At 60.5% G+C, this 13,020-nt stretch carries 10 protein-coding genes; 5 read left to right on the forward strand and 5 right to left on the reverse strand.

The genetic code is table 11. The features are described 5' to 3' along the window. Positions 1-22: 22 nt before the first annotated feature. Genes AC2I9W_RS13040 through AC2I9W_RS13055 form a run of 4 tightly spaced genes read left to right on the forward strand, consistent with a single transcriptional unit; the run spans position 23 to position 7,672 of the window. Positions 23-4,153, forward strand: a complete 4,131-nt coding sequence (locus AC2I9W_RS13040; RefSeq protein ID WP_486410378.1) for a YhdP family protein — start codon at positions 23-25, stop codon at positions 4,151-4,153. After that, on the forward strand, positions 4,150-4,965 hold the full coding sequence (locus AC2I9W_RS13045; protein WP_486410379.1) for a carbon-nitrogen hydrolase family protein: 816 nt from the start codon (positions 4,150-4,152) through the stop codon (positions 4,963-4,965). Before AC2I9W_RS13040 ends, AC2I9W_RS13045 begins: the two co-directional genes overlap by 4 nt. Continuing rightward, complete coding sequence (locus tag AC2I9W_RS13050; protein ID WP_486410380.1) at positions 4,962-7,037, forward strand: sensor histidine kinase; 2,076 nt, start codon at positions 4,962-4,964, stop codon at positions 7,035-7,037. Before AC2I9W_RS13045 ends, AC2I9W_RS13050 begins: the two co-directional genes overlap by 4 nt. Positions 7,038-7,042: 5 nt before the next feature. After that, positions 7,043-7,672 carry a response regulator transcription factor gene (locus AC2I9W_RS13055; RefSeq protein ID WP_486410381.1) on the forward strand — a complete coding sequence of 210 codons (630 nt, stop codon included), beginning with the start codon at positions 7,043-7,045 and terminating at the stop codon, positions 7,670-7,672. Positions 7,673-7,744: 72 nt separating this feature from the next. Here AC2I9W_RS13055 and AC2I9W_RS13060 read toward each other — a convergent pair whose 3' ends face one another. Together AC2I9W_RS13060 and AC2I9W_RS13065 are read right to left on the reverse strand one after the other, a co-directional pair. Next, positions 7,745-8,404: a YiaD family glycine zipper/OmpA-like lipoprotein gene (locus AC2I9W_RS13060; RefSeq protein WP_486410382.1), complete on the reverse strand. Its 660-nt coding sequence runs from the start codon at positions 8,402-8,404 to the stop codon at positions 7,745-7,747. Between the two features lie 171 nt (positions 8,405-8,575). After that, positions 8,576-8,746 (reverse strand): hypothetical protein, encoded by a 171-nt coding sequence (locus AC2I9W_RS13065; protein WP_486410383.1) that lies wholly within the window; start codon positions 8,744-8,746, stop codon positions 8,576-8,578. On the opposite strand from AC2I9W_RS13065, the gene mltA reads away from it, so the two are divergent. Beyond that, positions 8,745-9,920: a murein transglycosylase A gene (gene mltA / locus AC2I9W_RS13070; protein WP_486410384.1), complete on the forward strand. Its 1,176-nt coding sequence runs from the start codon at positions 8,745-8,747 to the stop codon at positions 9,918-9,920. The genes AC2I9W_RS13065 and mltA overlap by 2 nt on opposite strands. 105 nt (positions 9,921-10,025) lie before the next feature. Here the strand turns inward: mltA and AC2I9W_RS13075 are convergent, their stop codons facing one another. The 3 genes from AC2I9W_RS13075 to AC2I9W_RS13085 form a co-directional block, all read right to left on the reverse strand. Continuing rightward, on the reverse strand, positions 10,026-11,582 hold the full coding sequence (locus AC2I9W_RS13075) for an MFS transporter (RefSeq protein WP_486410511.1): 1,557 nt from the start codon (positions 11,580-11,582) through the stop codon (positions 10,026-10,028). A gap of 263 nt (positions 11,583-11,845) precedes the next feature. Further along, on the reverse strand, positions 11,846-12,310 hold the full coding sequence (locus tag AC2I9W_RS13080; protein ID WP_486410385.1) for a DUF4124 domain-containing protein: 465 nt from the start codon (positions 12,308-12,310) through the stop codon (positions 11,846-11,848). Positions 12,311-12,345: 35 nt separating this feature from the next. Further along, positions 12,346-12,840, reverse strand: coding sequence for an Lrp/AsnC family transcriptional regulator (locus AC2I9W_RS13085; protein ID WP_486410386.1), 495 nt, complete (start codon positions 12,838-12,840; stop codon positions 12,346-12,348). Between the last annotated feature and the right edge of the window lie 180 nt (positions 12,841-13,020).

Genomic DNA, 13,020 nt, shown 5'->3' on the forward strand with positions numbered 1-13,020 from the left:
TCCTGCCATTGCTAGGCCACCGATGATCGAACCGAAACCTCTCCCAACTCGCCGAATTCACAGGCTGGCCAGCTTGGCACGGTGGTCTCTTGGACTGGTCCTGAGCCTATGGCTCGTGCTGGCCACCGTTTGGGGGGTGCTCCACTTCTGGATTGTGCCGCGAATCGAGCAGTGGCGCCCCGAGCTGGAATCCCTGGCCTCACGCTCTCTGGGTATACCGGTTTCCATAGGCGCATTGAGCGCACACCGCTCGGGTCTGGTGCCGACTTTCGAGCTGGGTGATGTCGTTCTGCATGACCCAGCCGATCAAAGTGAGGCATTGCTTTTGCCCAAGGTGGTGGTGGCAGTCTCTGCCCGCTCACTGATGACTCTTGGGGTGGAGCAAATCTATCTGGAGAGCCCGGATCTGACCGTGCGCCGCGATGCGGATGGACAGGTTTTTGTGGCGGGCATTGCCATATCTACCGATCCAGCCCAAGGAACGGATTCCGACTGGGTCTTTTCGCAGCCCGAAATCGCCATTCGCAATGGCAGGCTGCAGTGGATTGACGAAATGCGTCAGGCGGCACCTTTGCAACTGCAGGAGGTGGATCTGGTGTTGCGCAACAAGCGTTGGCATCACTCTGTGCGCATGGATGCCACGCCGCCACAAGAGTGGGGACAGCGCTTTACGGTCATGGGCAGCTTCAAGGAGCCCTTGCTGTCGGTGCATGAGGGACGGCTGGAGCGCTGGAGTGGACAGGCCTATCTGGACTTCGCTCATATCGACCTGTCTCATTTGGGCGCGTACCTGCCCGCCCAGAGCTGGCAGATGGAGCAGGGTAATGGCTCGGTCAGGGCATGGGTGGATGTGGAGCATGGCCAGCCCGTAGGCGTTGTCGCAGATGTGGCTGTGCAGGAGCTGCAGCTGCAATGGAACGACAGGCCCGCACCACTGTCCTTGCAGGCTTTGCAGGGACGCATCCGCGCGCGCCATCAAAACGGCTATCAATTCTCTGTACAAAGCCTGCAGTTCACGGCTGATGACGGCCTGCACTGGCCACGCGGAGATTTTCGGCTGAACTATGTGCCTACAGGTGCTGCGGCACAAGGCAGGCAGGGTGAGCATGGCAATCTGCAGGCAGATGGTATTGACTTTGCAGTTGCTGCGCAGGTACTGCATCGCCTGCCTTTGCCAGATGGAGTGCAATCCCAGCTCAGGGCACTCGCCCCGCAGGGGCAGTTACGCGATCTGCAACTTTCATGGCGCGGGCCTTTGCAGCAGCCCACGCAGTACAAAGCTTCGGGCCGGTTTGAGCAGTTGGGCCTGCAATCACAGGCTTCGGAGGAGGGGCCGCTGAGCATAGGCATTCCTGGTGTGCAGGGGCTGAGTGGAAAGTTCACGCTGGATCAGGACAAGGGGGAAGCGGATCTGAGTAAGGCGCTACATGCCGAGAAGGCGGTGCTGAGCTTCCCCGGAATTTTTGAAGAGCCGGAGATACCGTTCAGTCAGCTGGATGGCCAGATCCGTTGGCAGGTGCACAGAGAGGGGCCTAGCAAGGCTCCGAGCATTACGGTGCAGGTGCCCAGGCTGAAGTTTGCCAATGAAGATACCGCGGGTCAGGCCCAGGCTGTCTGGCAGACGGGAGCAGGGACCCAGGAGCAGCCGCGTCTGCCGGGACTGCTGAATTTGCAGGGCCAGCTCAGTCGTGCCAAGGGCGAGCGTATTTACCGTTATTTGCCGCAGGAGTTGGGCCGCGATGCGTTGCGTTATGTGCGCGACTCCATCACCGCAGGCAAAGCCAGCGCCGTGAATTTCCGTGTCAAAGGCGAGCTTGATCAGGTCCCGTTCGAGAAGCCGGGTCAGGGGGAGTTCCACATCAGTGCCCAGGTGCAGGACGTGCACTATCAGTTTGTGCCCGCTTATCTGCTCAATGCTGGTGAAAAGCCTTGGCCGCCGTTGACCAAGCTCTCAGGGGAGCTGGTGTTTGACCGTAATTCCATGCAGGTTCGCAAGGCCAGGGGCTTTCTGGGACATACCGACATCGTGGTGGATGAAGCGCAAGCCGAGGTAGCTGACTGGAACCAGACCGAGGTGGAAGTCAGTGCCAAGGCGCATGGTCCTTTGGGCGATATGCTCAATTTGATCCAGACCTCGGCACTGTCTGGGCTGACTGCTAATGTTTTTGATAGTAGCAAGGCGTCGGGAAATGCCAGGCTCAGCCTCAAGTTGCATTTGCCAACCATGGATATGGATCGCAGCAAGGTGCATGGCGAGGTGGCGCTGGCAGGTAATACGCTGCAGTTGATGCCCGAGGTTCCTGTGCTCAGCCAGATTCGGGGCAATGTGCACTTTTCGGAAGTTGGCTTTCAGATAGATGGAGTGCAGGCCAGAGCATTGGGTGGCGAGGTGCGCATTGAGGGCGGTATGAAGCCTGCAGGAAATGGTGCAGCTGCTCCTGTGATGGTGCGTGTGGACGGCACAGCGACAGCGCAGGGCTTGCGCGAAGCCCAGGAGATGAGTGAGCTGGCAGCGCTGGCCCGGCACTTCCAGGGCCAGGCACGCTATGGCTTGCAGGTCAAGGTTCAGCACAGCCTGCCTGAGATCAGCTTGCAGACGGACTTGCAGGGCATGGCCGTGCAATTGCCCGCGCCTTTTAACAAGCCCGCAGAGAGCGCGTTGGCTTTGCAGATTCAACACACGGTGCCACCAGTGCCCAAACCGTTGACGGACCAGATCAGTGTGCAATGGGGCAATAAAGCGGCTGCCGTGCTGGAGCGAGATATCAGTGCGCAGCAGGCGCGAATCATGCGCGGCAGTGTGGAGCTGGTGGAGTCCGGCACAGCCGAGGCAAGCCTGCCTCTGGCAGGTCTGCAGGCGAATGTGCAACTCCCTGTGCTGGACCTTGATGCCTGGAGCTCCTTGCTGCCCGAGGAGACAGATCGGGTCGCTGGTGCGGCCATACCTGAACAGGAGCCGTGGCGCCAGTGGTTGCCCGCACAGCTGACACTGAAGGCGCAGCAGGTGCAATTCCATGGTCGTTCGTTGCATGACGTATCGCTGCAGCTCAGCCATACCGAGCAGATATGGCATAGCCAGATACAGGCGCGCGAGCTGGCGGGAAATATTGAATACCGTGAGGCTTCAGCCCTAGAGCCTGGGGGGCTGGTGATTGCCAAGCTATCGCGCCTGACAGTTCCTGAAGCATCCGATGAGGAACTGACAGCCACGGTTTCCCAGGGAAGTGAGCTGCGTGAGTTGCCGGCCCTGCAGGTCCGTGTGGATGACTTTCAGCTGGGCAAGCGCTCATTGGGCAAGCTGGATGTGGTGGCTCGCAATCACTGGCTTTCTGCGGGGCCCGGAATGCGGGAGTGGCAGCTGTCGCGCTTCAATATCACGACCCCTGAGGCATCTCTGGCAGCCCATGGCTCCTGGGGCTTGCACTCCAGTGACAAAAAACACCCAGGCCAGACCCAGCTGCAGTTTCAGCTCAATCTGCGCGATGTCGGAAAGCTGCTCAACCGCTTTGACATGCCGGGTGTAGTGGCCAATGGTCAGGGCGCTTTGCAGGGCGATATCAGCTGGACAGGCTCTCCGTTAACGCCACTGTTCAAGACCATGTCCGGCGCGGTGCACCTGGACGTGCAAAAAGGCCAGTTTCTCAAGGCAGAGCCTGGTCTTGCCAAGCTGCTGGGGGTGCTCAGCCTGCAATCTTTACCAAGGCGTTTGACGCTGGATTTCCGGGATGTGTTCCGCAATGGCTTTTCGTTTGACTTCATGCGTGGCGACGTCGCCATTCAGCGCGGTATTGCCAAGACGAATAACATGCAGATGAAAGGTGTCAATGCGGCAGTGCTGATGGAGGGCTCGGCTGATATCGACAAGGAAACCCAGGATCTGCATGTGGTGGTGGTGCCAGAAATCAATGCCTTGTCTGCCTCTTTGGTCGCCACGGCAATCAACCCCGTTGTCGGATTGAGCAGCTTTCTGGCGCAGATGATCTTGCGAGGCCCGTTGATTGCCGCCACGACCAAGGAGTTCCATATCCATGGCAGCTGGGAGGATCCTCAGGTGACCGAGCTGCCCAAGCGCAGCTTGCCCAAGGGCGAGGCCGGAGATGCAAACCAGCAGGCCGCTCCCGCAGCTGATACTCGCTCACAGGAGGATCCATGAAAATTGCAGCGCTACAAATGGTCTCTGCCCAGGATGTGACTACCAATCTGGCGCAGGCACGCAGCCTGATGCAGCAGGCGGCATCTCTGGGGGCGGAGCTGGTGGTGTTGCCAGAGTACTTTTGTGCCATGGGCGCCACCGATACCGACAAGCTGGCCTATCGCGAAGCTTTTGGCACCGGCCCTATTCAGGACTTCATGGCGCGCGCAGCCAAAGAGCTGCAGCTGTGGGTGGTTGCCGGTACGCTGCCTTTGCAGGCTGATGACGAGCAGCATGTGCTCAACACCAGTCTGGTGTATTCGCCGCAGGGCGAATGCGTGGCCCGCTATGACAAGATTCACCTTTTCCAGTTTGACAATGGGCGCGAAAGCTATACCGAGGCGGCGGTCGTGCAGGCAGGGAAGCTGCCGGTGGTTTGTGATGTTCAAGCCAAAAGCGGTGAGAGCTGGCGTCTGGGCTTGAGTGTTTGCTATGACCTTCGCTTTCCTGAGCTGTATCGTGCGCTCAGTGCGCAAGGGGCTGATTTGCTGCTGGTGCCCAGTGCCTTTACTCACACCACGGGTCAGGCGCATTGGGAGGTACTGCTGCGCGCAAGAGCCATCGAAAATCTGGCTTATGTGCTAGCACCAGGGCAGGGTGGTCTGCATGAAAACGGCCGGCGTACCTGGGGACATAGCTTGCTGATCGATCCCTGGGGAGAAGTGCAAGCCTTGCAGGCCAGCGGCACTGGAGTCGTTCTGGGCGAGCTCCAGCGCAGCCGGCTGCAGCAAGTGCGGCAACAATTACCGGCTTTGACTCATCGCGTGCTGTGACTGAACCGCTGAATACTGCTCTTGACGAATTCCCCGAAGACCATCCCCACCATTGGCCGTGGCGGCGCTGGCGCATGGCCTGGAAGCGTTGGTCGCTCTGGACTTTGCTGGTGGCTCTGGTGGTCAGCATGCTGGTCACCATGGTCTGGCTGGCGGGGCGCTACGAGGCATCGCAGGTGCAGGAAAAGCTGGAGCGCGATACGGCCAATGCCGTAGGCGACATCCGCGCAGCGCTGGGTCGCAATCTCCAGGACTTGCTGGCACTCAATGTGCACAGCGGCAACCATGCTGCCTGGCGCGAACATGCCGCTGATTTGCTGCAGCGGCGCAGAGACTTGATGCGGGTGGAGTGGCGCAGCGAAAACATGCGCTTGATCGAGCATGCGGAGACACCTTACCGGACGCTGATCATTGAGGATGAAAGCGATCGGCCCGACTCGCACGCCGGTGAGACGCTGACCTGTACGCAGGCCAGGCGCGTGAACGGCCCTTCATACTCGCCCAGCCGTTTTCAGTTGCTGGGCGAAGGCCTGGGCACGGAAACCATGCAGGTCTGCATGCCGCTGACGGAAAGCGGCCATGTGGTTGGCTATGTGTTGGGCACCTACAGTCTCCAGGGCATTTTGATGAGCGAGGTGGGCAAAGCCCTGCCGCGCACGCAGGAGGTCTCATTCACGGAGCCGGATGGCACACGCCTGGCCATGGTGGGCGCCGCCTGGCGCGGCTCACGCATGTTCACGGCTCAGCAGTTGCTGGACCTGCCCGGCAACACGCTGGTGCTGCGCATGGACAGCTGGCACCACGCTCCCAGCGTCTTTCCCAATGTGATGACGGCGCTTGTCACCGGCATGTCGATTGCGCTGGTCAGCGTGTTGGTGGTGCTGGTGCGTGACAACCGGCGGCGTCTGCGTGCAGAGCGTGATCTGGCCGATGCACTGGCTTTTCGCAAGGCTATGGAGGATTCACTGGTCACCGGCATGAGGGCTCGTGATCTCCAGGGGCGCATCACCTATGTGAATCCTGCCTTTTGCAACATGGTGGGCTTTAGCGCACAGGAATTGCTGGGCCTCAATGTGGCGCCTTACTGGCCGCCCGAGCTGGCACAGGAATATGTGAACCGGCGTGATCAGCGCCTTGCGGGTCTGTTGTCTACGCCACGCCAGGGGCATGAGAGTGTGTTCATGCGCAAGGATGGCTCGCGTTTTCCCGTGCTGATTTTCGAGGCTCCGCTGATTACGGCACAGGGTCAGCACACGGGCTGGATGAGCGCGTTCATCGACATCAGCGAGCAGCGCCGCATGGAAGAAGTCTCGCGGGCCTCGCAGGAGCGTCTGCAGGCCACGGCGCGCCTTGCGACAGTGGGTGAGATGGCTTCCATGCTCAGCCATGAGCTGACGCAGCCACTGGCGGCCATTTCCAGCTATGCCACGGGCTCCCTCAATATGCTGGACCATGAGCCGCAAGCTCAGCAGGATTCGCGCCTCCAGGATTTGCGCATGGCCATGGAGCGCATCAGCTTTCAGGCTGATCGTGCGGGCAAGGTCATTAAAAGCGTGCGCGACTTCATTCGTCGGCGTGACAAATCCAGAGAGGTGATAACGCCGGGGGAGCTGGTGGATGCGGTGATGCCGCTGGTGTATCTGCAGGCGCACAAGCTGCATGTGACGGTGCAGCTGGAGCTCGAGCCTGACCTGCCCAGAGTGGTTTGCGACGTCACCATGGTGGAGCAAGTCCTGCTCAATCTGGCGCGCAATGGCATGCAGGCCATGGATTTTCCCGACCTCAAGGAAAGGGTACTGACTCTGGCTGTCAGGCGCCACTACGAAGGGAATAATGAGGGTTGGGTAGAATTTTCCGTCATGGACTGCGGAGCAGGCATTTCAGCCGAAGTGGCCGCGCAGCTGTTCACCCCCTTCTTCACCACGCGCAGCGAAGGCATGGGCCTTGGCCTGAGCCTGTGCCGCACCGTGGTGGAACAACATGGCGGTCATCTTGATTACCGCCCGCATCTCCCGCAGGGCACGGAATTTATTTTTACGCTTCCGTCTCATGGGGAACCCAGAGAGAACTAGGCTTCATGGAACCAGTCACCGACGCTGTTGTGTATGTTGTGGATGACGATGCGGATGTCCGCGAGGCATTGGCATGGCTGCTGCGTTCACGCAGATTGCTGAGCGAGTGCTATCGCAACGCCGAAGAATTTGACTTGAACGTGCTGCAAAGCAGCCCGGTGACGCGCCGCCCCTGCTGCTTGCTGCTGGATATGCGCATGACGGGAATGAGCGGCCTGTCGCTGTTCAACCGCATGCTCGAGCGCGGTCAGGTGGAGGCCATGCCCGTGATCTTTCTGACCGGCCATGCGGACGTTCCAACCGCTGTGGATACGGTCAAGCGCGGAGCCTTTGATTTTTGCGAAAAGCCGTTCTCTGATAACGCACTGGTGGATCGTGTAGAGCAGGCACTTGAGCTGTCTGCCCAGCATCTGGCCACCTTGCAGGGGCGAGAAGAGGTGCGCAGTCGCCTCAATGAGCTGACGGACCGCGAAAAAGACGTGATGAAGCTGGTGGTTGAAGGCGTGCCCAACAAGCTGATTGCCGATCAGCTGGATATCAGTGTGCGTACGGTAGAGGTGCACCGGGCCCGCGTCTTTGACAAGATGCAGGTCAAGTCGGCTGTGGAGTTGGCGAATTTGCTGCGTAACGCCTGAGCCTGAGCACGCTCAGGCCGCTGCCATGAAAAAAGCCCCGCAACGCGGGGCTTTTTGCAGGTATCAACCTGATTATTGAGGAGCACGCTCGCCCACGAAGATTTCCACGCGGCGGTTGCGGGAACGGCCTTCGTTGGTGTCGTTGGAAGCCACGGGCTGACGCGAGCCCATGCCCTGGACATGGATGCGTGCGCCGTTGACGCCGCGCGATGTCAGGTAGTTGCGGGTGGCTTCGGCACGGCGCAGCGACAGGGGATCATTGATGGAGTCGGAACCCGTGCTGTCGGTGTGGCCGATGATGCGTACTTCCGCATTGGGGTTGTTGCGCAGGCCCTCCGCGAAACGGTCCAGGATGGGAGCGAAGTTGGACTGGATATCAGCCTTGCCGGTAGCGAACGAGATGTCGCTGGGGATATCCAGCTTCAGCTGATTGTCTGCGGTCTGGGTCACGCCCACGCCAGTGCCCTGGGTGGCGGCTTCCATTTCCGCCTTTTGTTTTTCCAGGTTCTTGGACCAGATGTAGGAACCCAATGCTCCCACGCCAGCGCCGATCAGCGCGCCGGAGCCTGCGTGGCCGCCGGCAATGGCGCCGATGGCAGCACCACCCAGTGCGCCAACGCCTGCGCCGGTGGCGGTGCGGCGGGTGGTGTCCGACATGCCGCCAGTGCTGGCGCAGCCAGTGATGAACAATGCAGAGGCCAGAGCGGCCGTTACAGCCATTTGTTTGCGCATAGAAAACTCCTTCACTTGGTTTTCGATGAGTGGTGATTCGACGGCTGCAAGCGTACTGCGAACACGAGGCAAAAAACGTAGGACGCCCGCCAGCAGCCCGATTCAGATGCAAAAGATTGTCACTGTCGGTCAGCAGCGCAGTGGCTTGCCGGGCGTGTTTACTGCCATGCGCTACTCTTGCGACTCATTGTCTGGTGCCGGTTTGGTTTTGTCCATGGCGCTGGAGGAGACCGCCTTTGACGTGGAAAGCTCACCCTTTTTTCGACCAGAGAACATGGTCCACCACACAATAGCGACCAAAATGGCCAACGCCAGCAGTGCTTCAAGCAAAATCAGACCCATGAATTTCCATCTCCTGCGCCGAGTTTCACTGGCGCTGATTGTAGGAACCCTGGTGGCTTGTACCACCACCAAGCAGAAAAACGACCCGACGCCGGTGCCCGAAATGGCTCCGCATGGCGGGCCTGCCACTACAGCCAAGCCTCCGTTTTCCGCCAATGTACCGACCAAGAGCCGCTGGGTGCCCGTTGACTGGGGCGAGTTGCCCGGTGTGGCCCAGGACTCTTTGAACGAGGCCTGGAACGCCTGGATCAAGAACTGCGAGCGGCCCAGCACCGTGTTTGCCGGTCTGTGCAGCGATGTACGCCGCCTGAGTATTGCCTCGGAAGATGAGCAGCGCAGCTGGATGATGAACACGCTGCAGCCCTATCGCATCGAGGCGACCACGGGCAGTCCCGATGGCATGCTGACCGCGTACTACGAACCGGTGTACGAGGCGCGTCGCGTGCAGGGCGATGGCTTTAACGTGCCGCTTTATCAGACGCCCATGGGCTTTGGAAAGCGCAAGCCCTGGTACACGCGCCAGCAGATCGACACCTTGCCCGAGGCACAGGCCGCCTTGGCAGGCCGAGTCATTGCCTGGATGCGCGATCCGGTGGACATGCTGGTGCTGCATATTCAAGGTTCGGGTCGCTTGATGCTGACCGAAGCCAATGGCACGCAGCGCATGATTCGCGTCGCTTACGCGGGCACGAACGACCAGCCTTACAAGAGCGTGGGCCGCTGGCTGCTGGATCAGAACCTGGTGCGCGACGCGACCTGGCCTGGCATCAGCGCCTGGATTGCGGCCAACCCCACGCGGGTGAACGAGATGCTGTGGAGCAATCCGCGTTATGTGTTCTTTAAGGAAGAGGCGCTCAACGAGTTTGATGCCCAGTTCGGCCCCAAGGGCGCACAGGGCGTGGCGCTGACGCCGGGCCGCTCGATTGCCGTGGACCGCAACAGCATTCCCTATGGCACGCCGGTCTGGCTGTCCACGCCCGGTCCCACGATCTCGCTCAACCGCCTGGTGTTTGCGCAGGATACGGGCAGCGCCATTCTGGGCGCCGTGCGCGCCGACTACTTCATGGGCTGGGGCCCAGAGGCCGGCGATGTGGCGGGCCGCGTCAAGCAGCCGCTCAAGCTCTGGGCTTTCTGGCCCAAGGCGCTGGCCAGGTCTGCCCCCCATTTGCGCTGAGTCATCTTAAAAACAGGAGCTGAAGGCGCTTTCTGGTTAATGGTTTCAAGGTTTTTCATGCTTGAAACTGTTGATTGGCAAGCGCTGGCAGCTCCTTTTTTTGTTTCAGCTGGCATCGGCAAAAAAGCGCTGCACCACGGGCGGCTCCTTGCCCTTGTGAAAGGCCAGCTTGCGGTCACGCAGGGCGACGTCGTCGGCCGTGACGCGCTCAAAGCGGCGCAGATGCTCGGTCCAGGACTCGTCGGTAATCTGCTCCACATAGCGCTCGGGCTGGCTCATGCTGTGCAGCAACTGCCAGGACAGTGCGCCCTGGCGCAGGCGGCTGCGGCGGCTGAGCTGCATCAGCTCGCGAAACGCATCGGCTTTGGCCGGGTCGATCTGGTATTCGATGGTCACCACCACGCGGCCTTGCTCAGGCTCGCTGTGCGCGGGCGGCGTGAAGGCGCGCGAGGGGCTGAGGTCTTCCTCAATGTCGCGGTCGGGGTTCAGGCGTTGCACGATCAGCAGCGCGGTCAGCCCGCTGATGGCCGCCACCGCCATGCTGATCTGCACCGTGGCCAGGCTGGCCAGCTTGCCCCAGATGGCCGCGCCAATGGCCGTGCTGCCCATGATGGACATCTGATAAATCGACATGCCGCGTGCCCGCACCCAGTTGGACAAGGCCATTTGCGCCGCCACACCCAGCGTATTGGCGGTAGCCAGCAGAGCTACGCCAGACAGCATCATGCCCAGCACAGCGACGGAAATATGGGGTGCGAAGGCCACGGTCAGCGTGGCAATGCTTTGCGCGGCCACACCGGCCAGCACCGTGCGCTCACCCGACAGCATCTGGCGTATGCGTGGCATCAGCGTGGCGCCCAGAATCGCGCCAGCGCCCATGGAGGCCAGCAAGACGGTAAAGGTGCCGGCACTGCCGCTGGCGGCGCTGCCGTGGTCCAGGCGCTGAGCCGTCAGCGGCAGCAGCGCCATGATGGCGGCGGCCTGCAAAAAGTAGCAGATGGTGCGCAGCAACACGGCATGCATGCGTGGCGACTCTTTGATGAACTGCAGGCCCACGCGCATGGCCGAGCCCAGGCGCTCGCGGCCCAGCGGGTTGTCCGGCTGCTGGCGTCTCCAGCGCAGCAGCACAAAGCCCGAAATGATGGACAGCGCCGCATTGAGCACAAACACCCAGGCGCTGCCCAGGCTGGCAATGATGGCGCCCGCCACCAGCGGCCCGATGATGCGCGAGGCATTCATGGCCACGCCGTTGAGCGCCATGGCAAACGGCAGATGGTGCTTGGGCACCAGTTCGGGAATCAGTGCCGAGAACACCGGCCAGCGCATGGCCAGGCCAATGCCGTTGGCAAACACCAGAGCCAGCAGCAGATAGGGCGTGAGCTGGCCGGACAGCACGGCCAGACACAGCAGCAGCGCCACGGCGGCCACCCAGAACTGGGTGACGATGAAGTAACGGCGCCGATCCAGGATGTCGGCCAGCGCGCCGCTGGGCAGGGCCAGAAAGAACACCGGCAGTGTGGAGGCGGACTGCACCAGCGCGACCAGCACGGGCGAGGTTGTCAGCGATGTCATCAGCCAGGCTGCGGCGACATCGTTCATCCACATGCAGATATTGGCCGCCATCCAGATCAGCCACAGCATACGGAAGGTGGGGGCGCTCAGAGGTGCTCAGACGCTGGGAGCTGTTGCTGGTGGGGCGGTGCTGTGCGCGTTTACTTCTGAGGAGTCTTCCAGGAGCTTGCCCTTGGGAGCGGGACCTGACTCAGAAACAGGAGATGGGTCTGCGCGATCAGGAGGGTCTTCATGGGCCATGAGGCCCATTCTGACGGAGGAACTTGATGTGATAAATACGTAGTTTCGCTGGCGGAATGAAACGGCTGTACGGATGTCCCAAACGCATGTCGCGAGGCAGGTCCGAAGCCAGCCTACTGGCTCTTCAGGCTTTTCTCGTAGCCGCGCAGCCAGGTATGGACGCAGGCCTCCATGCAAGCTTGATCATTCTGGCGACCGGGCAATTCCTTTTTGCAGGCTTGGTACACCGCTTGCGGGTGGTTGAGCTTGCGTTCCAGGACGGTGACGCCAGCATCGTTGCAGGTTTGGCGGTCGCTGCTGCCCGGTATTGCAGTCTCGGTTTTGGTCGGTGTGGGGGCTATCCGCTGCGGTTGTGGCGCGGTTGTCAGTGTGTTCGGGGTCTGACGGATCTGGGTTTGTGCATCGCTGGGTGCGCAGGGCGTCTGCTGGAAGGCCATTTGCCCGTTGGGTTGCCTGCACTGGTAGATGCTTGCTGCTTGTGCGCTGTGCAGCAGGGGCGTACTGATAAAGCTTATCAAAAACAATAGCTTGCAGCCTTTGTTGAGTATGGTTTTTTGGTGTTTTTTCATCAATTTCATTGCTCTCCTCTGCTCCAGGTGGCCTGTGCAAAGGCCTATGGGTTGTTTTTTGCGGCCGTCAGTGTATAGGGTAGCGGCAGAGCGCTGCTGGACTTCACCTCCCCCAGCGAAAAAATGGTGTGAACGTCTTTGACGTTGGGAAGGCGCAGCAGCACGTTGCGCACAAAGCCGGAAAAGTTCTCCAGATCTTTGGCGACGACTTGCAGTTCGAAGGTTCCAGCACCACTGATGTAGTGGCAGGTCGTGACTTCGGGCAGCAGGCGAATGGCTTCTTCCATGCGCTCGGTGATGTCGGCGGTGTTCTGCGCGGCATCCACACGCACAAAGGCCAACACGCCCAGGCCCAGCTTGTGACGGTCCAGCGTGGCGTGATAGCCGGTGATGTAGCCGGCCTCTTCCAGGGCTCGCACGCGCCGCCAGCAGGGCGCGGCGGACAGGCCTACGCGCTGCGCCAGCTCGGCATTGGTCAGGCGTGCATTGATTTGCAGCTCATTCAGGATGGCCCAGTCAAACTTGTCTAGCTGATTCATGTTGCGCAATTTACAGCAAGATTCTTTCAAAAACTAGGTTAATCCCGGCAATAAAAAGAAAGCTCTATGCTGGGCCTTTTCCGTAAACTTTGTGAAAACAGCTCGTGTTCTGTGTCGTTGGCGCAGTCATGCATAAATAGCTGCCCAGGTGGCCAACAGCTGCGATGGGCGCTCACCCCC

This window comes from Comamonas sp. FUJ_7 (assembly GCF_057369555.1).

Coding starts and splice junctions, on each gene's coding strand:
- AC2I9W_RS13040 (WP_486410378.1), top strand. CDS start 23: ATGATCGAACCGAAACCTCTCCCAACTCGCCGAATTCACAGGCTGGCC.
- AC2I9W_RS13045 (WP_486410379.1), top strand. CDS start 4,150: ATGAAAATTGCAGCGCTACAAATGGTCTCTGCCCAGGATGTGACTACC.
- AC2I9W_RS13055 (WP_486410381.1), top strand. CDS start 7,043: ATGGAACCAGTCACCGACGCTGTTGTGTATGTTGTGGATGACGATGCG.
- AC2I9W_RS13060 (WP_486410382.1), bottom strand. CDS start 8,404: ATGCGCAAACAAATGGCTGTAACGGCCGCTCTGGCCTCTGCATTGTTC.
- mltA (WP_486410384.1), top strand. CDS start 8,745: ATGAATTTCCATCTCCTGCGCCGAGTTTCACTGGCGCTGATTGTAGGA.
- AC2I9W_RS13065 (WP_486410383.1), bottom strand. CDS start 8,746: ATGGGTCTGATTTTGCTTGAAGCACTGCTGGCGTTGGCCATTTTGGTC.
- AC2I9W_RS13080 (WP_486410385.1), bottom strand. CDS start 12,310: ATGAAATTGATGAAAAAACACCAAAAAACCATACTCAACAAAGGCTGC.
- AC2I9W_RS13085 (WP_486410386.1), bottom strand. CDS start 12,840: ATGAATCAGCTAGACAAGTTTGACTGGGCCATCCTGAATGAGCTGCAA.